General features: G+C 68.0%; 21 protein-coding genes and 1 tRNA gene. 15 read left to right on the forward strand and 7 right to left on the reverse strand.

The features are described 5' to 3' along the window. The first annotated feature begins 29 nt into the window (after nt 1-29). Nucleotides 30-1,859 (forward strand): translational GTPase TypA, encoded by a 1,830-nt coding sequence (gene typA, locus V5F66_RS17185; protein ID WP_012114789.1) that lies wholly within the window; start codon nt 30-32, stop codon nt 1,857-1,859. 115 nt (nt 1,860-1,974) lie between these two features. Here typA and V5F66_RS17190 read toward each other — a convergent pair whose 3' ends face one another. After that, entirely contained in the window at nt 1,975-3,117 is a 1,143-nt protein-coding gene (locus V5F66_RS17190) for an NAD(P)/FAD-dependent oxidoreductase (RefSeq protein ID WP_394094348.1), read from the reverse strand. Between the two features lie 151 nt (nt 3,118-3,268). On the opposite strand from V5F66_RS17190, the gene V5F66_RS17195 reads away from it, so the two are divergent. Genes V5F66_RS17195 through V5F66_RS17210 form a run of 4 tightly spaced genes read left to right on the forward strand, consistent with a single transcriptional unit; the run spans nt 3,269 to nt 6,665 of the window. Beyond that, a complete protein-coding gene (locus V5F66_RS17195; protein ID WP_394051848.1) occupies nt 3,269-3,694 on the forward strand; it encodes a gamma-butyrobetaine hydroxylase-like domain-containing protein in 426 nt (141 codons plus the stop codon). Beyond that, a complete protein-coding gene (locus V5F66_RS17200; RefSeq protein WP_394051846.1) occupies nt 3,691-5,427 on the forward strand; it encodes a fumarate reductase/succinate dehydrogenase flavoprotein subunit in 1,737 nt (578 codons plus the stop codon). Before V5F66_RS17195 ends, V5F66_RS17200 begins: the two co-directional genes overlap by 4 nt. A gap of 33 nt (nt 5,428-5,460) precedes the next feature. Next, nucleotides 5,461-5,694, forward strand: a complete 234-nt coding sequence (locus V5F66_RS17205) for a 4Fe-4S dicluster domain-containing protein (RefSeq protein WP_012114793.1) — start codon at nt 5,461-5,463, stop codon at nt 5,692-5,694. 8 nt (nt 5,695-5,702) lie between these two features. Further along, nucleotides 5,703-6,665, forward strand: a complete 963-nt coding sequence (locus V5F66_RS17210) for a HEAT repeat domain-containing protein (protein ID WP_012114794.1) — start codon at nt 5,703-5,705, stop codon at nt 6,663-6,665. 196 nt (nt 6,666-6,861) lie between these two features. Here V5F66_RS17210 and V5F66_RS17215 read toward each other — a convergent pair whose 3' ends face one another. Then, nucleotides 6,862-7,881 (reverse strand): TRAP transporter substrate-binding protein, encoded by a 1,020-nt coding sequence (locus tag V5F66_RS17215; RefSeq protein ID WP_394051842.1) that lies wholly within the window; start codon nt 7,879-7,881, stop codon nt 6,862-6,864. 194 nt (nt 7,882-8,075) lie between these two features. Between V5F66_RS17215 and V5F66_RS17220 the strand changes: the two genes are divergently transcribed. The 6 genes from V5F66_RS17220 (at nt 8,076) to bluB (ending at nt 15,531) form a co-directional block, all read left to right on the forward strand. After that, on the forward strand, nt 8,076-8,984 hold the full coding sequence (locus V5F66_RS17220) for an IclR family transcriptional regulator (protein ID WP_394094349.1): 909 nt from the start codon (nt 8,076-8,078) through the stop codon (nt 8,982-8,984). A gap of 69 nt (nt 8,985-9,053) precedes the next feature. After that, nucleotides 9,054-10,724 carry an acyl-CoA synthetase gene (locus V5F66_RS17225; RefSeq protein WP_394094350.1) on the forward strand — a complete coding sequence of 557 codons (1,671 nt, stop codon included), beginning with the start codon at nt 9,054-9,056 and terminating at the stop codon, nt 10,722-10,724. A 44-nt stretch (nt 10,725-10,768) separates the two neighbouring features. Beyond that, nucleotides 10,769-11,530 (forward strand): SDR family NAD(P)-dependent oxidoreductase, encoded by a 762-nt coding sequence (locus tag V5F66_RS17230; protein WP_394094351.1) that lies wholly within the window; start codon nt 10,769-10,771, stop codon nt 11,528-11,530. A 213-nt stretch (nt 11,531-11,743) separates the two neighbouring features. Then, nucleotides 11,744-13,246, forward strand: coding sequence for a glycerol-3-phosphate dehydrogenase (gene glpD / locus V5F66_RS17235; protein WP_394094352.1), 1,503 nt, complete (start codon nt 11,744-11,746; stop codon nt 13,244-13,246). 23 nt (nt 13,247-13,269) lie between these two features. Continuing rightward, on the forward strand, nt 13,270-14,763 hold the full coding sequence (glpK, locus tag V5F66_RS17240) for a glycerol kinase GlpK (RefSeq protein ID WP_394094353.1): 1,494 nt from the start codon (nt 13,270-13,272) through the stop codon (nt 14,761-14,763). Between the two features lie 87 nt (nt 14,764-14,850). Beyond that, nucleotides 14,851-15,531 carry a 5,6-dimethylbenzimidazole synthase gene (gene bluB / locus V5F66_RS17245; RefSeq protein WP_394094354.1) on the forward strand — a complete coding sequence of 227 codons (681 nt, stop codon included), beginning with the start codon at nt 14,851-14,853 and terminating at the stop codon, nt 15,529-15,531. A 30-nt stretch (nt 15,532-15,561) separates the two neighbouring features. On the opposite strand, the gene V5F66_RS17250 is transcribed toward bluB, so the two are convergent. Next, nucleotides 15,562-16,137 carry a protease inhibitor Inh/omp19 family protein gene (locus tag V5F66_RS17250; protein ID WP_394094355.1) on the reverse strand — a complete coding sequence of 192 codons (576 nt, stop codon included), beginning with the start codon at nt 16,135-16,137 and terminating at the stop codon, nt 15,562-15,564. A gap of 295 nt (nt 16,138-16,432) precedes the next feature. On the opposite strand from V5F66_RS17250, the gene V5F66_RS17255 reads away from it, so the two are divergent. Beyond that, nucleotides 16,433-17,206 (forward strand): SDR family NAD(P)-dependent oxidoreductase, encoded by a 774-nt coding sequence (locus V5F66_RS17255; protein ID WP_012114803.1) that lies wholly within the window; start codon nt 16,433-16,435, stop codon nt 17,204-17,206. A gap of 149 nt (nt 17,207-17,355) precedes the next feature. Then, a complete protein-coding gene (locus V5F66_RS17260) occupies nt 17,356-18,234 on the forward strand; it encodes a methylated-DNA--[protein]-cysteine S-methyltransferase (protein WP_041577030.1) in 879 nt (292 codons plus the stop codon). A gap of 5 nt (nt 18,235-18,239) precedes the next feature. Here V5F66_RS17260 and V5F66_RS17265 read toward each other — a convergent pair whose 3' ends face one another. Together V5F66_RS17265 and hemH are read right to left on the reverse strand one after the other, a co-directional pair. Beyond that, nucleotides 18,240-18,416: a hypothetical protein gene (locus V5F66_RS17265; protein WP_157048112.1), complete on the reverse strand. Its 177-nt coding sequence runs from the start codon at nt 18,414-18,416 to the stop codon at nt 18,240-18,242. A gap of 112 nt (nt 18,417-18,528) precedes the next feature. Next, the gene (gene hemH, locus V5F66_RS17270; protein ID WP_012114805.1) at nt 18,529-19,590 is read right to left on the reverse strand and encodes a ferrochelatase; all 1,062 of its coding nucleotides are present in this window, start codon (nt 19,588-19,590) and stop codon (nt 18,529-18,531) included. 364 nt (nt 19,591-19,954) lie between these two features. On the opposite strand from hemH, the gene V5F66_RS17275 reads away from it, so the two are divergent. After that, nucleotides 19,955-20,374 carry an EF-hand domain-containing protein gene (locus V5F66_RS17275; RefSeq protein ID WP_012114806.1) on the forward strand — a complete coding sequence of 140 codons (420 nt, stop codon included), beginning with the start codon at nt 19,955-19,957 and terminating at the stop codon, nt 20,372-20,374. 303 nt (nt 20,375-20,677) lie between these two features. Here V5F66_RS17275 and V5F66_RS17280 read toward each other — a convergent pair. Together V5F66_RS17280 and cpdR are read right to left on the reverse strand one after the other, a co-directional pair. Next, nucleotides 20,678-20,752, reverse strand: a tRNA-Val gene (locus V5F66_RS17280). Nucleotides 20,753-20,813: 61 nt separating this feature from the next. Beyond that, entirely contained in the window at nt 20,814-21,176 is a 363-nt protein-coding gene (cpdR, locus tag V5F66_RS17285) for a cell cycle two-component system response regulator CpdR (RefSeq protein WP_012114807.1), read from the reverse strand. A gap of 190 nt (nt 21,177-21,366) precedes the next feature. Here cpdR and V5F66_RS17290 point away from each other — a divergent pair, with 190 nt between their 5' ends. Next, nucleotides 21,367-22,254, forward strand: a complete 888-nt coding sequence (locus tag V5F66_RS17290) for an N-formylglutamate amidohydrolase (RefSeq protein ID WP_012114808.1) — start codon at nt 21,367-21,369, stop codon at nt 22,252-22,254. The last annotated feature ends 715 nt before the right edge of the window (nt 22,255-22,969 follow it).

A 22,969-nucleotide genomic window follows, 5' to 3' on the forward strand; every position in this document is an offset into this window, starting at 1 on the left:
TCGGACCCGCGTTTTCGTGCTGGACGACCATGAAGCTTCGCAACATCGCCATCATCGCCCACGTCGACCACGGCAAGACCACGCTGGTGGACGAGTTGCTCAAGCAGTCGGGCTCCTACCGCGAGAACCAGCGCGTGGCCGAGCGCGTGATGGATTCCAACGATCTGGAAAAGGAGCGCGGCATCACCATCCTCGCCAAGGCCACCTCGGTGGTCTGGAAGGACACGCGCATCAACATCGTGGACACCCCCGGCCACGCCGACTTCGGCGGCGAGGTGGAGCGCATCCTGAACATGGTGGACGGTGCCATCGTGCTGGTGGACGCCGCCGAGGGCCCCATGCCCCAGACCAAGTTCGTGGTGGGCAAGGCGCTGAAGGTGGGGCTCAAGCCCATCGTGGCCATCAACAAGGTGGACCGCTCCGACGCCCGCATCACCGAGGTGGTGAACGAGGTGTTCGACCTGTTCGCCGCGCTCGACGCCACCGACGAGCAGCTCGACTTCCCCATCCTCTACGGCTCCGGCCGCAACGGCTGGATGGCCGAGAGCCCGGAAGGCCCCTCCGACCAGGGCATGTCGCCCCTGTTCGACCTGGTGCTGAAGCATGTGCCCGAGCCCACCGTGGATGACGGCCCGTTCCGCATGATCGGCACGCTGCTGGAGGCCAACCCCTTCCTCGGCCGCATGATCACCGGGCGCATCACCTCCGGCTCGATCAAGCCAAACCAGCCCATCAAGGTTCTGGCGCAGGACGGCTCGCTGGTGGAGCAGGGCCGGGTCTCCAAGATCCTCGCCTTCCGCGGCATCGAGCGCCAGCCCATCGAGGAAGGCGTGCAGGGCGACATCGTCGCCATCGCCGGTCTCTCCAAGGGCACGGTGGCCGACACCTTCTGCGCGCTCGAAGTGACCGAGCCGCTGGCGGCCCAGCCCATCGATCCGCCCACCGTCACCATGACCTTCATCGTCAACGATTCGCCGCTGGCCGGCACCGAGGGCGACAAGGTGACGAGCCGCGTCATCCGCGACCGCCTGCTGCGCGAGGCGGAAGGCAACGTGGCGCTCAAGATCGAGGAATCCACCGAGAAGGATTCCTTCTTCGTCTCCGGCCGCGGCGAACTGCAGCTCGCCGTGCTGATCGAGACCATGCGCCGCGAGGGCTTCGAGCTCGCCGTGTCGCGTCCCCGCGTGGTGTTCCAGAAGGATGAGGCCACCGGCCAGGCGCTGGAGCCCATCGAGGAAGTCCTCATCGACGTGGACGAGGAATATTCCGGCACCGTGGTGCAGAAGATGAGCGAGCGCCGCGCCGAGATGGTGGAGATGCGCCCCTCCGGCGGCAACCGCCAGCGCCTGGTGTTCTACGCTCCCACCCGCGGCCTCATCGGCTACCAGTCGGAGCTGCTCACCGACACCCGCGGCACCGCGATCATGAACCGGCTGTTCCATGAATACGCCCCCTACAAGGGCGAGATCGCCGGCCGCGTGAACGGCGTGCTGATCTCCAACGAGCAGGGCGAGGCGGTGGCCTATGCCCTGTGGAACCTCGAAGACCGCGGCCCGATGATCATCGAGCCGGGCTGGAAGGTGTACCAGGGCATGCTGGTGGGCATCCACAACCGGGACAACGACCTGGAAGTGAACGTGCTCAAGGGCAAGAAGCTCACCAACATCCGCACCACCTCCAAGGACGAGGCGGTGCGCCTGACCCCGCCGATCCGCATGACGCTGGAGCGCGCGCTGGCCTGGATCCAGGACGACGAGCTGGTGGAGGTGACCCCCAAGTCGATCCGCCTGCGCAAGCGCTACCTCGATCCCAACGAGCGCAAGCGCGAGGAGCGCAAGAAGGAAACCGAGCTGGCCTGAGGCCGGATCGATCCAGCGCTGCTGATTTTGAGGGCCGTCCTTCGGGGCGGCCCTTTTGCCATTGGCCTCGGCCTTCACCGAGGCCAAGTGGGCACGCTCAGGCGCCGCGCGGGCTTCACCCATGGCCGCTGCGTGAAGCGCGCCCGCCATGGGTGTTCTTTTTGGCCTCCTCCAGCACCCTGTCGGCGATGGCAAGGCAGCTGGTGAGGCCGGGCGATTCGATGCCGAACAGGTTCACCAGCCCGGCGATACCGTGCACATCCGGCCCCTGGATGACGAAATCCTGCGGTCCGCCGTTTGGCCCCGGGATCTTGGGGCGAATGCCGGCATAGCCGGGGGAAAGGTCCTCCTCCCGCACGTCCGGCCAGTAGCGGCGGATGGAGGCCATCATGGAGGCCTTGCGGGCCGGGTCCACCTGATAGTCCCGCTCGCTCACCCATTCCACATCCGGCCCGAACCGGCCCTGGCCGCCGAGGTCGAGGGTGAGGTGGGTGCCGAGCCCGCCCGGCTCCGGAACCGGATAGATGAGGCGGCTGAAAGGCACCTTGCGCCCGCAGGTGAAGTAGTTGCCCTTGGCCAGCGTCTGCTCGGGCACGAGGTGGGCCGGCATGCCGGCGATCCGGCGGGCGAGGTCCGGGGCATCGAGGCCGGCGGCATTCACCAGCAGGCGACAGCCCAGCACCTGGGGCGCGTCGCCCCCCGTGTGCACAATCAGCCCGTTTGGCCCCGGCTCGGCACCGACGAAGGGCGCGCCGAGGGCCAGCACGCCGCCGGCGGCCTCCATGTCGCCCTGCAGCGCCAGCATCAGGCCGCGGGACTCCACGATGCCGGTGGAGGGCGAGAACAGGGCGGCATGCACATCCAGCGCCGGCTCCAGCGCCCGCGCTTCGGCGCCGCCCAGCATCTCGAGGTCGCCCACCCCGTTGGCGGCGCCATGGGCGGCGAGCTTTTTCAGATAGGCCACCTCGTCCGCACTGGCGGCGACGATGAGCTTGCCGATGCGGGCGTGGCCGACCCCATGGCTGGCGCAGAAGGCATAGAGGGCGTCGCGGCCCCTCACGCACAGCTCGGCCTTCAGGCTTCCCGGTTCGTAATAGATGCCGGCATGGATGACCTCGGAACTGCGCGCCGAGATGCCGGTTCCGATGGCCCCCGCCGCTTCGATCAGCACCACCTCGCGGCCGGCGCAGGCCAGCGCGCGGGCGATGGCAAGACCCACCACGCCGGCGCCGATGACGATGGCTTCCACCTGATCCATGACGGAGTCGCCCATTGCTGCGGCGGTCACCATAGCGCAGGCGCGGCCGGTGGGCAGGACCTTGAGGTGCCGCGCGCCGCGCTCCCTGGAAGTGCTCCAGCCAGCAACTAGTTGCTATCGGCTGGGGCGGTCGCGATGTCCAATCGCTCCCATGATGACGTCTGCCCCCCAGCCCCTTCCGGCGCCGTCGGAGCCGGTTCCCGATATCGAGGAGATCCGCCTCGATCGTGATCGGCGCCACCTCCATCTCGCCTTTTCCGGCAGGCCGGCGGTGCCCGCCAGCCTCAATGCCCCGGCGCAGCGCGCCGCCCTCAGCGCTCCGGCGCTCCGCGCCAGTCTCAGCGCTCCGGCGCTCCGCGCCGCTTGCCGCTGCGCGGCCTGCGTCGCTGACCAGGCACGGGGAACCTTTTCCGCCGATTTTGCCGGCGTCACCCTCACCCATGTCGCGCCGTTCGGCGCGCACGGGGTCAACCTGTCCTTCTCCGATGGCCATGCGCGCGGGGTCTACCCCTTCGCCTATCTCGCCGCCCTCGCGGCGGATGCGGCCGGCCCCGACCTTCCAGAGGTGAAACCATGAGCGAGATCAAGACTGAGATCGTCGAAACCGACATCCTCGTCATCGGCGGCGGCACCGGCGGGCCCATGGCCGCCATCAAGGCCAAGGAGAAGAATCCCGGCCTGAAGGTGGTGCTGATGGAGAAGGCCAACGTGAAGCGCTCCGGCGCGGTCTCCATGGGCATGGACGGGCTGAACAACGCCGTCATCCCCGGCTACGCCACGCCCGAGCAATATGTGAAGGAGATCACCGTCGCCAATGACGGCATCGTCCACCAGAAGGCGGTGATGGCCTATGCCACCGGCTCCTACCCGATGATCCAGTATCTGGATTCCATCGGCGTGAAGTTCGAGAAGGACGGCTCCGGCGAATACAATGTCCGCAAGGTCCATCACATGGGCACCTATGTGCTGCCCATGCCGGAGGGCCACCACGTCAAGAAGGCGCTCTATCGCCAGCTGCGCAAGCATCAGGTGCTGGTCACCAACCGCTACATGGCCACCCGCCTGCTGAACGCCCCGGACGGCCGCATCGCTGGCGCCATGGGGGTGAACACCCGCACCGGCGAATTCCTGGTGGTGCGGGCGAAGTCCGTCATCCTCGCCTGCGGCGCCGCCGGGCGCCTCGGCCTGCCGGCGTCGGGCTATCTGTTCGGCACCTATGAGAACCCGGCCAATTGCGGCGACGGCTATGCCATGGCCTATCATGCGGGTGCGGGCCTCGCGAACCTCGAATGCTACCAGATCAACCCCTTGATCAAGGATTACAACGGCCCGGCCTGCGCCTATGTCACCGGCCCGTTCGGCGGATACACCGCCAACAACAAGGGTGAGCGCTTCATCGAGTGCGATTACTGGTCCGGCCAGATGATGAAGGAGTTCTATTCAGAACTTCAGAGCGGCAACGGCCCGGTCTTCCTCAACATGACCCATCTCGCCGAGGAGACCATCTCCGAGATCGAGACCATCCTGCACTCCAACGAGCGGCCCTCGCGCGGGCGCTTCCATGAGAATCGCGGCACCAACTATCGCGAGAAGATGGTGGAGATGCACATCTCCGAGATCGGCTTCTGCTCCGGCCATTCGGCTTCGGGCGTGTGGGTGGACGAGAACGCCCGCACCACGGTCGCCGGCCTCTACGCCGCCGGCGACATGGCCAGCGTGCCGCACAATTACATGCTCGGCGCCTTCGTGAACGGCGGCATCGCCGGTCAGGACGCGGCCGATTACTGCGCCTCCACCGACCTGCCGGCCTATGACGAAGCCGATGTGGTCGCCGAGCAGGAGCGCGTGCTTGCCCCCACCCGCCGCGACGATGGCCTGACCCCCCACGAGATGGAGTTCAAGACCCGCCGCCTGGTGAATGATTATCTCCAGCCGCCGAAGGTCACCGCCAAGTATCGCATCGCCCAGGCGCGCTTTGCCGAGATCCGCGAGGACCTCAATGCCCTGTGCGTGAAGGATCCCCATGAATTGATGCGGGCGCTGGAGCTGCAATCCATCCTCGATTGCGCCGACATGGCCGCTGCCGCCTCGCTCTATCGCACCGAAAGCCGCTGGGGCCTCTACCACTGGCGGGTGGACCACCCGGCCACCGACAACGAGAACTGGTTCTGCCACACGCTGCTCTACAAGGACGAGTTCGGCCGCATGGCTCACAGGAAGCGCGCGGTGGACCCCTACGTGGTCGACATCCCCGAGGAGGAGATGGGCGCCTACCACCAGCTGCGCACCCCGGCGCTCGCCGCCGAGTGACCTCCCAGAATTCGAGACTCCGGAGCCTGCCCCATGCCGTTCGCCAACCATCCCACCTCCGTGCCGGTCACGGTCGACGACGAGAAGTGCATTGCCGAGAAGGGCTGCCGCGTCTGCATCGACGTGTGCCCCCTCGACGTGCTCGCCATCAACCCCGCCTCCGGCAAGGCGCACATGAAGTATGACGAGTGCTGGTATTGCATGCCGTGCGAGGTGGACTGCCCCACCGGGGCCGTGAAGGTCGAAATCCCCTATCTCCTGCGCTGAGGTGAGCCATGGCCCTGTTCGATGATTTCGACGACGACATGGACGCCGTGGCGGAGCGCGCCCGCGATGCCGATCCCGGCATCCGCCGCGTCGCCATGCTCACCCTCGCCGAGAGCGTGGACCCGCAGGCGGTGGAGCTGCTGCTCGCCGGCCTGAAGGACGAGGACGCCGGCGTGCGCGAGGCCGCCGCCAAGGCCCTCGACGAGCATTCCGGCCTGCCCGCCGCCCTCGGCCTGATCGAGGCGCTGGACGATGAGGTGGAGGCGGTTCGCCTCGCCGCCATCGAGAGCCTCGCCGACAAGAAGGAGCCCGGCTCCGCGCCTCGCCTCATCGCGCGCGTTCAGGCGGAAAGCGCCTTCGTGCGCGCCGCCGCGCTCCGGGCCCTGCGCGACATGCAGGATCCCGCCGCCATGCCGGTGGCCCTGTCGGCGCTTTCCGATCCCGACATGGCCGTGCGCCGCGAGGCCCTGGGCGTGCTTGGCTACCTGAAGGCGGATGCGGCGCTGCCGGCACTGCTGCTGGCGGCCACCGATCCCGAGCCGGCGGTGCGCCGGGCGGTGATGGCGGCCCTCGTGTTCGTGCGCAGCGGCACGCCGGGGGTGCCCGCCCTCGTTGCCGGGCTGAAGGATGCCCATTGGCAGGTGCGCGAGGAAGCTGCCTTCTCCATCGGCAAGGCCAAGCTGCCGGAGGCGGTGGACCCGCTGATGGTCGCGGCCAATGACGACAGCTGGCAGGTGCAGGCCAAGGCGGTGAATGCGCTCGGCAAGCTGAAGGCCCGCACGGCGGTGCCGGTGGTGGCGGAGGCGCTGTCCCATGGCCTGAGCAACGTGCGCAAGGAAGCCGCCGCCGCGCTCGGCGAGATCGCCGATCCGTCCGCCGTCGGTGCGCTGGAAGCCGCCTTCGACGATCCCGACCCGGACGTGCGCAAGCTGGTGCGCTGGGCGCTGGAGCGCTGCCACGCCGCGGCGTGACAGTGCCGGGCGCGGTCGATCCCCCGCCCGGCATTCAGGCCGCATGTCAAAAGGCCATGCCAGTCCTCACCCCCGTCATGCCCGGCCTTGTGCCGGGCATCCACGCCGAGCCGCCTGGGACAGCTTGCGAAAGCTCTTCCAAGCCCGGCCATGATGGTGACACAGCGCCGGTCCGACCGTGTTCTCAAACGGTCCCTCAGGACAGCTTGCCGGTGTAGCTCTCCAGGATGGACCAGGCCTCGTCGCCGTACTTGCCCTTCCACTCGGAATAGAAGCCGGCCTTGCGCAGCTGCTCGCGGAAACTGTCCACCTTGGGCTCGTTGAAGGCGAGGCCCTTCTCGCTCAGCTCCTTGCGCAGGTTGCCGTTGAGCACCACCACGTCCTCGCGCTCCTTGAGGCCGGCGGCGTTGATGTTCTTCGCCACGATGGCACGCAGATCGTCCGGCAGGCGCTCGAAGGCGCGGCGGTTGGCCAGGAACCAGAAGCCGTCCCACATGTGGTTGGTGATGGAGCAGTATTTCTGCACTTCATAGAGCTTCGCCGTGGCGATGATGGCCAGCGGGTTCTCCTGCGCATCCACGGTGCGGGTCTGGAGCGCGGTATAGACCTCGGCGAAGTTGAGGCTCGCGGGGGCGCTGTCGAAGGCCCGGAACATGGAGGTCCACAGCGGCGACACCGGCACCCGGATCTTCAGGCCCTTGAGGTCGGCGGCGGTCTCGATCGGCTTCGTGGAGGTGGTGATCTGGCGGAAGCCGTTGTCCCAGATATTGTCCATGGCGATGATGCCGGCCTTGGAGATCTGGCCGCGCACATAGGCGCCGAGCCCGCCATCCATGGCCTTCCACACGGTGGCGTAATCCGGGAAGGCGAAGCCGATGCCGCTCACCGAGGCGTTCGGGATCAGGGTGGAGAGGATGAGCGGGGAGAGGGTGAAGAACTCGATGCCGCCCGAGCGCAGCTGGCTCAGCATGTCGGTGTCGCCGCCGAGCTGGCTGGAGGGGAACACCTTGATCTCCACGCGGCCCTGGGTCTCGGCCTTGATCTTGTCCACCATCTCCCCCGCGCGCACGTTCATGGGGTGCGTGACCGGCAGGTTGTTGGCGTATTTGTAGGAGAATTCCGCGCTCTGCGCCCGCGCGACGAAGGGGGCGAACACGCCGCCCGCAAGGGCTCCGGCCGCGCCGGCCTTGAAAAGGGTGCGACGGGTCAACATCATGCTGGCAGCTCCTCCTGGCGGTCCATTCGGACCGGTTTCCTCTGGGTCCAGTATATGGACCTCATATCCCTGCGGCCCATGCTGGCCCGCTTGTGGGATTTTCGCAAGCCCATTATGGTCGTTGAAGACGCTGCGCTGCGGTGGTCTCAACGATATAACGATCTAGGTCCACATACTGGATCATGGGAGAGCGCGTGGGACGGGCACACAGGCCCCCCGCCGTCCGGCCCGGCCCCGAGCCGGCGCGCGCCGGCGGCTTGTCTTCCGGCGAATCCGCCGGCGGGGGCACCCAGAGCATCGAGCGCGCGGTGGCGCTGCTTCTGACGGTGGGCCGCTCGGCCCCCGAGGGCGCGCGGCTGTCCGATCTGGTGCGGCTGTGCGGCCTGCCCAAGCCCACCGTGCGGCGGGTGCTGCTGGCGCTGGTGCGCACCGGCCTCCTCGACCAGGACGAGGTGACGCGGCGCTATCATGTGGGGCCGGAAGCCTATGTGCTGGGCACCCTCGCCGGCACCCGCTTCGGCATCCATGCCCTGGCGATGGACGGCCTCGCCCGCCTCGCCCGCACCAGCGGCGACTGCGCCTTCCTCTCCGTTCCGCGTGGCGCATTCAGCGTGTGCCTGCACCGGGAGGAGGGCACCTGGCCCATCCGCACCCATGTGCTGCAGGCCGGCGACCGGCACCCGCTGGGAATCGGCGCCGGCGGGCTCGCGCTGCTCGCCGCTTTGCCGGATGCGGAGGTGGAGCGCATGCTCGCCGCCAATGCGCCGGCGCTGGCGGCCCATTATCCCGGCTATGGGGTCGAGGTGCTGCGCGCGCAGGTGGTCGATGCCCGCGCGCGGGGCTACGCGCTCAATCCCGGCCTTTATGTCGCCGGCTCCTGGGGCATCGCCGTGCCGGTGCTGGGGCCGGACGGGCGTCCACTGGGTGCGCTGTCGCTGGCCGCCATCGAAAGCCGGCTCTCGCCTGAGCGTCAGGCTGAACTGGTGCCCCTGCTGAAGCGCGAGGCGCAGGCGCTGGAAGCCGCCCTCGGCCACCGCGCCGGCGGCGAGCCCGCCTCGGCCGCGCCTCCCCCCGGCCGTGCCATCGCCAAGGGGGCGCCGTGATGGTGCCCGCCCACAAGTCCCTGTCTTTCCGCGCGCCCCCTGCGCGCGCCTCCCGCCCGGAGCGTTCCCATGTCGCCTGAACCTGTCGAAACCCTTGCCGCCACTGCCGTCGGCCCCGAAGCCGCACCCAGGGGCGGGGTCGCCCGCTCCAGCCGGCGGGTGATGAACCTGTCCCATGTGCTGCGCCAGGCGGCGCGGCGCTTCCCGAACGAGATCGGCTTCGTGGACGGCGCCCGCACCGTGACATGGGGCGAGATGGAGGCGCGGGTGGACGCCATGGCGGCGGAGCTTGCCCATCGCGGGGTGGGCAAGGGCGACCGCATCCTGGTGCAATCCAAGAACTGCCTTGAAATGTTCGAGAGCATGTTCGCCGCCTTCCGCATCGGCGCGGTGTGGGTGCCCACCAATTTCCGTCAGACGCCGGGGGAGGTGGCCTATCTCGCCTCCGCCTCGGGCGCCGCGCTGATGATCTGCCATGCTGATTTTCCCGAGCATGTGCCCGCCGTTCTGGCGGAGGCGCCATCCGTCACGGCGGTGATTGCCATCGGCGCCGCCGATTTCGGGCCCGACTATGCCGACCTCGTCGCCGCCCGCCTCGGGGAAAAAGCCAAGGTGGCGGACGTGGAGCACGACGATCCGTGCTGGTTCTTCTTCACCTCCGGCACTACCGGGCGGCCCAAGGCGGCGGTGCTCACCCACGGCCAGATGGCCTTCGTCATCACCAACCATTTGTGCGACCTGATGCCCGGCACCACCCAGGCCGACGCCTCGCTGGTGGTGGCGCCGCTCTCCCACGGGGCGGGGGTGCACCAATTGGTGCAGGTGGCCCGGGCGGTGAAGACCATCCTTTTGCCGTCCGAGAAGTTCGACCCCGCCGAGGCGTGGCGGCTGGTGGAACAGTGGCGCGTCACCAACATGTTCACCGTGCCCACCATCACCAAGCTTCTGGCCGAGCATCCCTCGGTGAACACTTACGACCACTCCTCCCTGCGCTACGTCATCTATGCCGGCGCGCCCATGTATCGGGAAGATCAGAAGCGGGCGCTCAAAGCGCTGGGCAAGGTTCTGGTGCAGTATTTCGGGCTCGGTGAGGTCACCGGCAACATCACCGTGCTGCCGCCGGCCCTGCATGATCCCGAGGACGGACCAGGCGTGAAGCTCGGCACCTGCGGCTTCGAGCGCACGGGCATCCAAGTCCAGATCCAGAATGACATGGGCGAGGAGGTGCAGCCCTTCGAGACCGGTGAAATCTGCGTTTGCGGCCCCGCCGTGTTCGCGGGCTATTACGATAACCCGGAAGCCAACGCGAAGGCGTTCCGCGACGGCTGGTTCCGCACCGGCGACCTCGGCCACATGGACAGCGAGGGCTTCGTCTACATCACAGGCCGGGCCTCCGACATGTACATCTCGGGCGGCTCCAACGTCTATCCGCGCGAGGTGGAGGAAAAGGTGCTCACCCATCCGGCGGTGGCGGAGGTGGCCATCCTCGGCGTGCCCGATCCCATGTGGGGTGAGGTGGGCGTGGCGGTATGCGTGCTGCGCGAGGGGGCGAGCCTTGCCGAGGACGAGCTAATCGCGTTCCTCGATGGCAAGGTCGCCCGCTACAAGATGCCCCGCCGCGTTCATTTCTGGGACGCGCTGCCGAAATCCGCCTACGGCAAGATCACCAAGAAGATGGTGCGCGAGGCCCTCGCCGAACGCGGCCTGCTGGAGCCGCCGCCCGCCACCCGCTCGGCCTGAAGAACGCCGCGGCACCGCAAACCAAGCCCCACGGGAGAGACATGATGAGCAGGATGCGAAGCGTGATCGTGACGGGAGGCGCCTCGGGCATCGGCCTCGCCGCGGTGGAGGCGCTTCTGGCGGAAGGCTGGCGCGTGGTCGCGGCCGATCGGGACGTGCAGGCCGTGGAGAAGGCGCGGGCGCAGCTTGCCGGCCATGGTGAGCGCGTGCGGGTTGAGGTGGCCGACATCTCCGACGAGGCGCAGGTGGTGGACCTCGTCACCCGCACCCAAGGGGAGTTCGGCCCGCTGTGGGGCGTGGTGAATTCCGCCGGCATCGCCCGCGACGTGCCGGCGCTGGACACCTCGGTGGCGCTGTTCCGCGAGATCCTCGACGTGAACCTCGTCGGCACCTTCCTGGTGGCGCGGGAGGCGGCGCGGGTGATGAAGGAGAATGGCGGCGGCACCATCGTCAACATCGCCTCGGTCTCGGGCATCCGGGGCAATCTCGGACGCTCGGCCTATGGCGCCTCCAAGGGCGGCGTGCTGGTGCTGACGCAGATCCTCGCGGTGGAGTTCGCGCCCTTCAACATCCGCGTGAACGGCATCGCCCCCGGCCCCATCGAGACGCCCATGGTGAAGGCCATGCACACGGCGGAAGCCCGTGCCGGCTGGATGAAGACCGTGCCCATGCGCCGCTATGCGGTGCCATCCGAGGTGGCCGGCGGAATCGCCTTCCTGCTGGACGAGACCAAGTCCTCCTTCATCACCGGGCAGACCCTGAACGTCGACGGCGGCTTCACCGCCGGCGGCCTGATCGGGCTCTAGGCCTCGAAACCTTGGCGTTACCTCGCGGTGGGACATTGGTAATGCCTGCTGCGCAGGAGCCGTGCGCTGGGTCGCGGATCGGCGCTCCGGCTGTGCCGTCGCGGGTCCGGCAAATGGGTCATCGCCCAGTTGACGCCGCCGCCCGGCGCGGCATGGTCTGGCGGGAAGGGCGGGAAGTCCGGCGCCATGATGCGCCGCCGGGGGGAGGCGGGGATGGAGGAAACCACGCGCGTCTTCGACCTCGCCATCATCGGCGGCGGCATCAACGGCGCCGGCATCGCTCGCGATGCGGCCGGGCGCGGCCTTTCCGTCGTGCTGTTCGAGCAGGCGGACCTGGCCTCCGGCACCTCGTCCGCCTCCACCAAGCTCATCCATGGCGGGCTCCGCTACCTGGAACATTACGCCTTCCGCCTGGTGCGGGAGGCGTTGGCCGAGCGCGAGGTGCTGTGGGGCATCGCCCCGCACATCATCTGGCCGCTGCGCTTCGTGCTGCCCCACCATACCGGCCTGCGCCCGGCGTGGATGCTGCGGCTGGGCCTGTTCCTCTACGACCATATGGGCGGCCGCCGCCTGCTGCCGCCCACGCGCACGATGGACCTGAGGCACGACCCCGCCGGTCTCCCGCTGCGCCCTGGCCTTGGCACCGCGTTCGAATATTCCGACTGCTGGGTGGAGGATTCCCGCCTCGTGGTGCTCAATGCCCGCGATGCGGCGGACCGGGGCGCCTCCATCCGTCCGCGCACCAAAGTGGTGGGCGCGCATCGCGTCGATGGCCTGTGGGAGATCGAGGCGGAAGGCATGGCGGGGCGCGAGAGCGTGCGCGCCCGCGCGTTGGTGGATGCCGCCGGCCCCTGGGCCGGGCAGGTGCTGGATGTGTTGCAGGTAAAGGCGAGCGCGCGCCTGCGCCTCGTCAAGGGCAGCCACATCGTGGTGCACCGCCTGTTCGCGCACGATCGCTGCTACCTGTTCCAAAATGGCGACGGGCGCATCGTTTTTGCCATTCCCTATGAGGGCGACTTCACCCTCATCGGCACCACCGACCTCGACTATGACGGCCGGCCGGAGGATGTGGCGGCGAGCCCCGAGGAGGTGGCTTACCTCTGCGCGGCGGCCAGCGAGTATTTCGCCGCCGCGCTCGCGCCGGAGCAGGTGGTGTGGGCCTATTCCGGCGTGCGCGCCCTGTACGACGACGGCGCGGGCAAGGCGCAGGAAGCAACCCGCGACTATGTGCTCGCCCTCGACGCGCCCGACGGCGCGGCGCCGCTGCTGTCGGTCTTCGGCGGCAAGATCACCACCTATCGCCGCCTTGCCGAGGCCACGCTGGCGCGGCTTGCGCCCCATCTGCCGGTGCTGGGGCCGTCCTTCACGGGCAAGGTGCCGCTGCCGGGCGGGGATTTCCCGCGGCAGGGGTTCGATCACCTCCTGAAAAGCCTGCGCCGCACCTTTCCCGCCCTCGATCCGGCCCTGCTCAAGCGCCTCGCACGGGCCTATGGCACATCGACCTTCCGCCTGCTGGAAGGGGTGATGCACGAGGACGACCTCGGCGACTGGTTCGGCGCCCACCTGTGCCGCCGCGAGGTGGACTGGCTGATGGACCAGGAATGGGCCATGACCGCCGAGGACGTGCTGTGGCGTCGCTCGAAGCTCGGCCTGCGCACCTGCCATGAGGAAGCGCGGACGCTCGACGCCTACATGGCCGCCCGGCGCGGCGGCTGAAAACAACAATCCGGGAGGAGCTATTGGCCGCCTACATCCTCGCCATCGACCAGGGCACCACCTCCTCCCGCGCCCTGCTGGTGCGGCGCGACGGCACTATCGCGGCGCTGGCGCAGGAGGAGCTACCCCAGCATTTCCCGGCCTCCGGCGAGGTGGAGCAGGAAGCGGAGGACATCTGGAACACGGTGCTTTCCTGCTGCCGCGCGGTGTTGCGGCAGGCAGGGGCTGTGCCATCCGACATCGCCGCCATCGGCATCACCAACCAGCGCGAGACGACGCTGGTGTGGGAGCGCGCCACCGGCCGCGCCATCCACCGCGCCATAGTCTGGCAGGACCGGCGCACGGCCGACACCTGCGCCCGCCTTGAGGCGGAAGGCCATGGCGCGCTGGTCCGCGCTCGCACCGGCTTGCTCATCGATCCCTATTTCTCCGCCACCAAGATCGCCCACATCCTCGAAAAGGTGCCGGGCGCCCGCGCGCGGGCGGAGAAGGGCGAACTGGCCTTCGGCACGGTGGACAGTTTCCTCCTGTTCCGCCTCACCGGCGGCCGGGTGCATGCCACCGACGCCACCAATGCGTCGCGCACCATGCTGTTCGATATCCATAAGGGGGCCTGGGACGACGACCTGCTGGCCCTGTTCGGGGTGCCGCGCGCGCTGCTGCCGGAGGTGCGCGATTGCGCGGCCGAATTCGGCGCCACCGATCCGGAGATGTTCGGCGCGCCCATTCCCATCCGCGGCATGGCAGGCGACCAGCAGGCAGCCATGGTGGGGCAGGCGTGCTTCCAGCCGGGCATGGTGAAATCCACCTACGGCACCGGCTGCTTCGCCCTGCTCAACACGGGCGAAACGCCGGTGGCCTCACGCCATCGCCTGATCACCACCATCGCCTACCAGATCGACGGGCGGCGCAGCTATGCGCTGGAGGGCTCGATCTTCGTGGCCGGCGCGGCGGTGCAATGGCTGCGCGACGGGCTGAAGATGATCTCCCATGCCGCCGAGAGCGACCGCCTCGCCGCCGAGGCGGACGAGGGGCAGGACGTGATCCTGGTGCCGGCCTTCGTGGGCCTTGGCGCGCCCTATTGGCGGCCACAGGTGCGCGGCGCCCTGTTCGGCCTCACCCGCGCCACCGGACCGGCCGAGCTGGCGCGGGCGGCGCTGGAGGCGGTGTGCTTCCAGACCTGCGACCTCATCGATGCCATGCATGCGGACTGGCCGGGGCAGGGCGGTGCCACCGTGCTGCGGGTGGACGGCGGCATGTCGGCCTCCGACTTCACCATGCAGCGCCTCGCCGATCTCCTCGGCGCGCCGGTGGACCGTCCGGCGGAGACGGAGACCACGGTGCTGGGCGCCGCCTATCTCGCCGGCCTGCAGTGCGGTTTCTTCCCGCCGCCGGATATCTTCGCGCAGGGCTGGCGGCTGGAGCGGCGGTTCGTGCCGGCCATGGCGGACGAGGTGCGCGCCATGCGGCTCGCGGCCTGGCGCTCCGCCGTGGAATGCCTCATCGGCAGGGATTGACCTTGTCCGCCGAGTGGGTGCCTGCTTGCCGCCCACTCGGCGACACCGGTCGCGATCGCCGCGAAACAAAAAGGGGAGGGCGCCCGGATGATGGAGGAAGACAGCTTCTCGCCGGAAGAGCGCGCCGCCATCTACCGCTGCATCCGCGAGCGGCGGGACGTGCGGCGCAATTTCCTTCCCGATCCGGTGCCGCCCGATGTGCTCGCCCGCGTGCTGGCGGCGGGTCATGCGGCGCCCTCGGTGGGGTTCCTGCAGCCGTGGAACTTCATCGTCATCCGCGAGATCGCCACCAAGGAGGCGCTGCACGCCGCCTTCACCCGCGCCAATGCGGAGGCCGCCGCCATGTTCGAGGGCGAGCGGGCGGAGCTTTACCGCTCGCTCAAGCTTGAAGGCCTGCGCGAGGCGCCGCTGCTGTTGTGCGTCACCTGCGAGCGCGAGCGGGCGGGCCCGGTGGTGCTCGGGCGCACCCACCAGAGCGAGATGGACATCTATTCCACCGTCTGCGCGGTCCAGAACATCTGGCTAGCGGCGCGGGCGGAAAATCTCGGGGTGGGTTGGGTCTCGATCCTCGCCCTGGCGGACCTGCACCGCATCCTTGCCATTCCCGATGCCATCGTGCCCATCGCGCTGCTGTGCATGGGCTATGTGGACCATTTCGCGCACAAGCCCGACCTGGAGCGCACCGGCTGGCGCAAGCGTCTGGCGCTGGAGGATCTGGTGTTCGAGGAGCGCTTCGGCGAACGGGAGAAGACCCCCGTCGGCGGGTGATACCGAAGGCCGAAAATTACCGGTCGAGAATCACCGGCTGAGTGTGACGGGCTGGTTGCTCTCGGAGATGAGGCCAACATAGCGGTTGGGGCCGGACGGCTGGAGCCGGGCGGTGACCTTGCCCTGATGGTTCTGCAGCACGATATCCGAGCCCATCATGTCCCAGCCCTTGGTCATGAAGATCTCACTGGGGCAGGACACGTCGGCCTGGGCGGAGAGCCCGGAAAGGCCGCGGTCGGTGCTCAGGCGCAGCGGGCAGGAATTGCGCCCGTCATCCCAGGCGAAAGTCCAGGCGCCGGACAGCTGGCCCTGGGCGGGGCTCGCCGCATAGGCGGTGCCGCCGGGATTGGCCGCGGGCGGGGTCAGCGGCACGTTGGACGCGGTGGAACGCGGCGTGATGGCGCCAGTCGCGGTCTCCGCCGTGGAGGCCGAGACGTTCGCGGGCGCCGGCGCGCTCTCCACCGATCCGGTGGGCGCCGTCAGAACCCGATTGCTCGCCACGGCGGACGGCTTCGCCCCGAAGCCGTCGAGCTCTGTGCTGCAACCGCCGAGTGCCAATGCACCAAGGGTCAGCGACAGGGCCGCCGATACCTGAACCACCTTCATTCAACGCACTCCGGACGTGCCCGCAAACCCTAGCGCCTCTTCCAAGCCTCCGCTACCTGCGGAAAGCCCGGAAGGCCGCCATCAACGTTCGGATCACAGCCAGCCCGGAGATCAACTCCGTTGCCGGCTGAGACAGCGGGCACCCTTTCGGCAGAACATGGCAGCACCAAGGCCATGGACTCACTATAGTACCGTTAGCGGGTGGCAGATGGACGCGATGGTTAAGGCGGGTTAATCAGCAGGCCCCTACCTTTTTGCCAGATTCTTCTCTCCCTTCGCTTGCCGGAGCCTGCCCATGTCTATGCTCGATCCCAGCACCCTGACCCTTCTTGTCACCGGCGCCACCTCCGGCATCGGCGCGGCGACGGTGCGCCGCTTCGCCAGCGCCGGCGCGCGGGTGGTGGCGGTGGGCCGCCGGGCGGAGCGGCTGGAGGCGCTGAAGGCCGAGTTCGGTGACCTCATCCACCCGCTGGTGCTGGACGTGCGCGACGAGAAGGCCACCTTCGAGGCCTTCGCCAGCCTGCCGGCACCGTTCAACGCCTACAACGTGGTGTTTGCCAATGCCGGCCTCGCCCTCGGCCTCGAGCCCGCCTATGCGGCGGATCTGGAGGAGTGGAAGACCATGGTGGACACCAACATCACCGGCCTTCTGGTGACCGTGCGGGCAAGCCTGCCGGCCATGATCGAGCGCAAGCAGGGCCACCTGGTTTTCACCGGCTCCATCGCCGGCGACTATTCCTATCCCGGCGCCAACGTCTACGGCGCCACCAAGGCCTTCGTGAAGCAGTTCTCGCTGAACGTGTGGGCGGACGTGGCCGGCACCGGCGTGCGCGTCACCAACATCGAGCCCGGCCTCACCGAGACCGAGTTCTCCATGGTCCGCTTCGGCGGCGACAAGGAGCGGGCCGACAAGGTCTATGCCGGCGCCACCCCCATGACCGGCGAGGACATCGCCGAGCAGGTGTTCTTCGCCTGCACCCTGCCGCGGCATGTGAACATCAACCGCATCCAGTCCATGTCCTCCCAGCAGTCCTTCGGTCCGCTGGCGATCAAGCGCGACCCGGTGTGATAGGTGGGCCGGGGTCCGGCCCGGGGCGGTGAAATCGGGTGGGCGCGGCTTGTCGGCTCTGGTCAGATGGGCCACGCTCGACCTGAAGGAGATGCCCCGTGCTGGCGCTCGATTGCCCCGCCCTCGACCTGTCCGCTTCCGGAGGCCGGATGACCGCGACGCCGGCCACCCCGCTCGCCATCGCCGCCCGCGACTATGACGTGGTGCGGCGGGCAGTGGAGTATATTTCCCGCCATGTGCGCCAGCAGCCGGAGGTGGAGGAGATCGCCGCTGCCGCCGGCGTCTCCGCCCGCGCGCTCACGGACCTGTTCCGCCGCTGGTGCGGGCTGACCCCCAAGGCCTTCCTGCAGGCGGTGACCCTCGACCGCGCCCGCCGCATCGTCTCCGAATGCCCCAACGTGCTGGATGCGGCCTTCGAGCTGGGCCTGTCCGGCCCCGGCCGGCTGCACGACCTGTTCGTGGTGCACGAGGCCATGTCGCCGGGGGAGTGGAAGACCGGCGGGGCGGGGCTGGTGGTGCGCTTCGGCTTCCATCCCTCGCCGTTCGGGCTGGCGCTGGCCATGTCCACGCCGCGCGGCCTGTGCGGCCTCGCCTTCGCCGACGTGGGGGAGGAGGCCGCGGCGCTGGCCGACATGCGCGCCCGCTGGCCCAACGCCACCTATGTGGAAGACCCCGCCGCCACCGCCCCTTTGGTAGCGCGCATTTTCGATCCCACGTCCTGGCAGGGCGACCAGCCACTGCGGATCGTGTTCATCGGCACGGATTTCGAGATCAAGGTTTGGGAGACGCTGCTGCGCATCCCCATGGGCCTTGCCACCACCTATTCCACCATCGCCGAGCACGTGGGCCGGCCGAAGGCGGCGCGCGCGGTGGGCGCGGCGGTGGGCAAGAACCCCATTTCCTTCGTGGTGCCGTGCCACCGCGTCATCGGCAAGAGCGGCGACCTCACCGGCTACCACTGGGGCCTGACCCGCAAGCGCGCCATACTCGGCTGGGAAGCCGGCAAGGTGGAGCCTGCGGGGGAGTAGGGCTCTCAGGCCTTGCGGCTGGTCTTGCGGGAAATCAGCGCGCGGGGGTCGATCTTCTGCATGGGGCCAGTGCGCCGGGCACCGATGCAACGCGATCCCGCCGGGACGTAAACGATTTCGCTGCGCTGCGCCATTTCGCGGACCTGCGCCAGGCAGGCGCGCCGCAGGGTGATCTCGCTCATTTTCGTCCTTCCATGGGGTTGCGCGCCTTTTAGCGGAGTGGAAGCGGTTTGGCTCCTGCTCCGCTGAAAAAATGCTCATCCCCGTGGAAATTTCTTACAGTGTGGTGGCTGCCTACCCCACCCAGCCCTTCAACTCCCGCTCCACCACGTGGGCGAGCACGCGCATGCCCTCGGCGTTGGCATTGAGGCAGGGGATGGCGGCGAATTTCTCGCCGCCGTGGTGCTCGAAGATCTCGCGGTTCTCCACCCCGATCTCCTCCAGCGTCTCCAGGCAGTCGGCGACGAAGCCGGGATTGACCACGGCGAGCCGCTTCACCCCGCTTTCCGCCAGCGCTTTCACCGTCGCGTCGGTGTAGGGGCGCAGCCATTCATCGCGGCCGAAGCGCGACTGGAAGGTGAGGCGGAAGCGCTTGTCGTCAAGGTCGAGGCGCGCGCGCAGCAGGCGGGCGGTCTTGGCGCACTGGCAGTGGTAGGGATCACCCTTCAGCAGGTAGGATTTCGGCACCCCGTGGAACGAGGCGAGGATCACCTCGGGCTCGAAATCGAGGGCCGCCAGATGCCGCTCCAGCGATGTGGCCAGCGCATCGATATAGACGGGATCGTCGTGCCAGGGCGGGGCGACGCGCAGGGTCGGCTGCCAGCGCATGGCTTTCAGCGCATCGAAGGCCTTGTCGCAGACGGTGGCGGAGGTGGCGGCGGAATATTGCGGATAGAGCGGCACCAGCAGGATGCGCTCGCAGCCCTGGGCCTGGAGCGCGGCGAGGCGCTCGGCGATGGGCGGCTTGCCGTAGCGCATGGCGAAATCCACCACGATGCGCGAATCAAGGCCCGAGAGCTGCGCCGCAAGCTGTTCCGCCTGGTCGCGGGTGATGGTCTTCAGCGGACCCTCGTTGCGTTCCTTGTTCCAGATGCTGGCATAGTCGCGACCCTTGGGGCCGGGCCGCTTGGTGAGGATGATGGCGTTGAGGACGAACCACCACACGGCGCGGTTCACCTCGATCACCCGCGGGTCGGAGAGGAATTCCTTCAGGTACGCCCGCATGGACCAGTAGTCGGTGGCCTCCGGCGTGCCGAGATTGACGATGAGCACGCCGATGCGGCCGAAGGCCACTTTCGGGTGGTCGGGGGGCAGGTGCGTCGTGTCGGGGGAGAACGCGGGCACGTTGGCGGTCATGGGTTCCTCGAAGATGTCCCGGCGAGATGGCGCCTGCGCGCCCGCGCGTCAATCGGTTGGGTGCCGATGCGGCGCTTCAGGCCCGGCCAGATCCATACGCAGCGGCGGCGGTGCCGGATGGCCGGCGGCGCTTGATCGAACACTCCGGAGGTGCCGATCTCGCGGGTGTGGCGTGGGGCAAGGTGCGGTGCGGGTGCCGCGGCGATCGGAAAGAGCCGGCCTCGCGCGGACCGGGGCGCGCCGTGCAATGCAGAATGGCGGCGACCCCATAATGCGGCCTTGTGTTGCGGCCGCCGCAGCGGAAGGATACAGCCGCCTGATACCAGACCTTCCGCTAGGTCGGCCCACAAAAAGGAGACGTTCCATGTTGCGCTCGCTGTTTCGCCTGGGAGCCGCTGCGGCGCTGACCGGCTTCATCTCGCTCGGCGCGATGGCGTCCGCCTCGGCGGCGACTTCCGGCAAGGACGCCCTCGCGCTGCTCAACAAGGACGGCGACGATACCCTCGAACTCGTCGAGGTGATCGACCTCGGCAGCAAGCTGTTCGTGGCCATTAATCCCGATGGCGACACCACCCTCGAGAAGGACGAGACCAAGGGCCGGCTCACAGATGCCGACTGGAAGGCCATCAACAAGGATGCCGACCAGACGCTGGAGCTGGACGAATTTCTGGCGGTGGTCCGCGCCCGCTTCAAGGCGGCCGATGCCAACAAGGACGGCAAGCTCACGGCGCAGGAACTGGATGCCCCCGCCGGCCAGAAGCTGCTTCTGTTGCTGGTGAAGTGATGCCGGCTTGGTTCGACCGGGTCGAGCCAAGCCTTTGATTTGCAAGGTGCAGATCCAGTTGGGCCGGTGAGCGCGCTTCATCGGCCGCTGGCCTTTGCGGTTTCGCTGTGCCGGCGGCTGGATGCGTGAAGGCGGCCGAAGGTGATTCGGACATCCGGGGAGAGGGGCGGATTTTTCCGCCGCGGGTCGGGAAAGTGCAGGTTCCCGAAGCAAACGCCGCATCATCGCGCCGTGTCTTCGTCCCTGTCGGTCTCCGGCCATGCCGGAGACCCGACGAATTCTTCGCAAGGTCATTGTGAGGGATGGTGGGCGCGACAGGGATCGAACCTGTGACCCCTACGATGTCAACGTAGTGCTCTCCCGCTGAGCTACGCGCCCCCTCGCAGGAGCCGCCTCTATATCGGCCGGTTTCGCCGGAGGCAAGGCCCCTGAGTGCGGATCAGGCGGCTGCCAACATCTTTCCCACCTCGGAGACGAGATCGCGCAGGTGGAAGGGCTTGGACAGCACCTTCGCCTCGCTGGGCGCCTCGTTGTCGGCATTCAGCGCCACGGCGGCGAAGCCGGTGATGAACATGACCTTGAGGTCGGGATCGAGCTCGGTCGCCCGGCGGGCGAGTTCGATGCCGTCCATCTCGGGCATGACGATGTCGGTGAGCAGAAGCTCGAAGGGTTCCTCGCGCATGCGCTCATAGGCGGACCTTCCATTGTCGCACGAGGCGACGGAATAGCCCGCGTTCTGAAGCGCCTTCACAAGAAAGCGCCGCATGTCGTTGTCATCTTCGGCGAGCAGGATCTTGGGCACGCCACTTCCCCTGATGTCGTGATCGGTCCTTCCCCGGTGCGGGGCCGGGGGCCATATGTCTTGTCTGACCCAATCGGGTAAATTCGAAGTGAAGGTCGCGACCCCTCTTCACAAGTGGCCGCCGGCCGGGCCATCATGAGGCTCGGTCCGGGGGATCTTTCTGGAACGATTCCAATCCATTGGGTTCCTGATGACCGCCTGCCTCGCCGACGCCATAGACCCCGCCTTCGAGGTGCTCGCGCCGGTCGGCACAGCCGCGCCGTTCGTTTTCAATTCCCCGCACTCCGGGCGGATCTACCCGCGCAGCTTCGTCGCGCAGACCCGGCTCGACTTTGCCACGCTTCGGCGCTCGGAGGATACCTTCGTGGACGAATTGTTCGTCCACGCGGTGTCGGAGGGGGCGCCGCTGATGCGGGCGCTGTTCCCGCGCTCCTTCCTCGACCTCAATCGCGAGCCCTATGAGCTGGACCCGCGCATGTTCGACGGACGGTTGCCGCCCTTTGCCAATACGCGGTCCATCCGCGTGTCCGGCGGGCTCGGCACCATCGCGCGGGTGGTGGGGGATGCGCAGGAGATCTATCCGCGCCGCCTTGCCGTGAGCGAGGCGCTGGAGCGGATCGAGACCTATTACAAGCCGTACCATCAGGCCCTGCGCCGGCTCATCGGCCGGGTGCAGCGCCAGTGGGGCCTAGCGGTGCTGGTGGATTGCCATTCCATGCCGTCCGCCTCCAATCGCGACGATGCGGCGCGTGCCGATTTCGTCATCGGGGACCGCTACGGCACCAGCTGCAGCGAGATCGTGACCGAGGCCATCGAGGCGGGCCTGACCGCGCGCGGCTACAGGGTGGTGCGCAACAAGCCCTACGCCGGGGGCTACATCACCGAGCATTACGGCAATCCCACCGCCGGCCTGCACGCGGTGCAGATCGAACTCAACCGCAGCCTCTATATGGACGAGGCTGCCTATGAGCGGCATGCGGGATTCGAGCAGGTCCGTTCCGACATCGCCGCGCTGCTGCCGGAGCTGTTTGCCGCCGTCACCGATCGGCTGGCGCCATCGCGCGCGGCGGCCGAGTGAGCGAGCATTGCATTTTTTAAACTGGTGCCTTGCGTTTTTCGTATGGCACGGCTACCAATTCCCCACGGCTGATGGTTTGAGCATCATTATACCGGTTGCGGACATCAACGCGGATGCGTTGGTGTCGGAATGGTATTTGATGGGGGAGAAGGCGGCAACAGATCGCCTCCCGCAAGCCTGCTAGACGGTCGTTGAGGCTTCCGGCGCATGATTTGCGGATCCGGCAGGCCCAAAAAGAAAGGGGCCGTCCGCGTGAGCGAACGGCCCAAGTCTAGGGAGGAAACGCCCAAGGAGGGCAGCGACAGAGCGACGCCAATCGCCATGTCGCAGTGCACAAATAGCCTAGTGCGGTGCCATAAATCAAGTCCCCTTTTGTCGCAGCCTCAGAAGTCGCGATAAGCCTTTGATTTTTGGGGAGTTGTGGAGCGCCGCTGCGCGCGCTTGCGCAGGTGTTTGGATAGGCACGGGCGAAATTTTTGCCGGGAGCTTTCCTTCGAGCCCCTTCGCCTCGAGTCGCAATCGATCAGTCCGGCGCTACGGCAGGGACGGTGGAGGGGCGCCAAACCCTCCATGGTTGCTCCTGCGAGCAAACAGGCCGGCGCGATGCGATGGGTGGGAGTAGGAAGCGCGGCGGTTGGCTTTGGCAGTTGGCGCGACCCCGAGGGCCGCTCCGCAGCCCGGATGTTTCCGCCTAAAGGCGCTCGCCAGAAGCGCC

Origin of the sequence: Xanthobacter versatilis (genome assembly GCF_043193975.1) — a bacterium.
In the GTDB taxonomy this organism is placed as follows: Bacteria; Pseudomonadota; Alphaproteobacteria; order Rhizobiales; family Xanthobacteraceae; genus Xanthobacter; species Xanthobacter autotrophicus_E.

Coding starts and splice junctions, on each gene's coding strand:
- typA (WP_012114789.1), top strand. CDS start 30: ATGAAGCTTCGCAACATCGCCATCATCGCCCACGTCGACCACGGCAAG.
- V5F66_RS17190 (WP_394094348.1), bottom strand. CDS start 3,117: ATGGATCAGGTGGAAGCCATCGTCATCGGCGCCGGCGTGGTGGGTCTT.
- V5F66_RS17195 (WP_394051848.1), top strand. CDS start 3,269: ATGATGACGTCTGCCCCCCAGCCCCTTCCGGCGCCGTCGGAGCCGGTT.
- V5F66_RS17200 (WP_394051846.1), top strand. CDS start 3,691: ATGAGCGAGATCAAGACTGAGATCGTCGAAACCGACATCCTCGTCATC.
- V5F66_RS17205 (WP_012114793.1), top strand. CDS start 5,461: ATGCCGTTCGCCAACCATCCCACCTCCGTGCCGGTCACGGTCGACGAC.
- V5F66_RS17210 (WP_012114794.1), top strand. CDS start 5,703: ATGGCCCTGTTCGATGATTTCGACGACGACATGGACGCCGTGGCGGAG.
- V5F66_RS17215 (WP_394051842.1), bottom strand. CDS start 7,881: ATGATGTTGACCCGTCGCACCCTTTTCAAGGCCGGCGCGGCCGGAGCC.
- V5F66_RS17225 (WP_394094350.1), top strand. CDS start 9,054: ATGTCGCCTGAACCTGTCGAAACCCTTGCCGCCACTGCCGTCGGCCCC.
- V5F66_RS17230 (WP_394094351.1), top strand. CDS start 10,769: ATGAGCAGGATGCGAAGCGTGATCGTGACGGGAGGCGCCTCGGGCATC.
- glpD (WP_394094352.1), top strand. CDS start 11,744: ATGGAGGAAACCACGCGCGTCTTCGACCTCGCCATCATCGGCGGCGGC.
- bluB (WP_394094354.1), top strand. CDS start 14,851: ATGATGGAGGAAGACAGCTTCTCGCCGGAAGAGCGCGCCGCCATCTAC.
- V5F66_RS17250 (WP_394094355.1), bottom strand. CDS start 16,137: ATGAAGGTGGTTCAGGTATCGGCGGCCCTGTCGCTGACCCTTGGTGCA.
- V5F66_RS17255 (WP_012114803.1), top strand. CDS start 16,433: ATGTCTATGCTCGATCCCAGCACCCTGACCCTTCTTGTCACCGGCGCC.
- V5F66_RS17260 (WP_041577030.1), top strand. CDS start 17,356: ATGACCGCGACGCCGGCCACCCCGCTCGCCATCGCCGCCCGCGACTAT.
- V5F66_RS17265 (WP_157048112.1), bottom strand. CDS start 18,416: ATGAGCGAGATCACCCTGCGGCGCGCCTGCCTGGCGCAGGTCCGCGAA.
- hemH (WP_012114805.1), bottom strand. CDS start 19,590: ATGACCGCCAACGTGCCCGCGTTCTCCCCCGACACGACGCACCTGCCC.
- V5F66_RS17275 (WP_012114806.1), top strand. CDS start 19,955: ATGTTGCGCTCGCTGTTTCGCCTGGGAGCCGCTGCGGCGCTGACCGGC.
- V5F66_RS17290 (WP_012114808.1), top strand. CDS start 21,367: ATGACCGCCTGCCTCGCCGACGCCATAGACCCCGCCTTCGAGGTGCTC.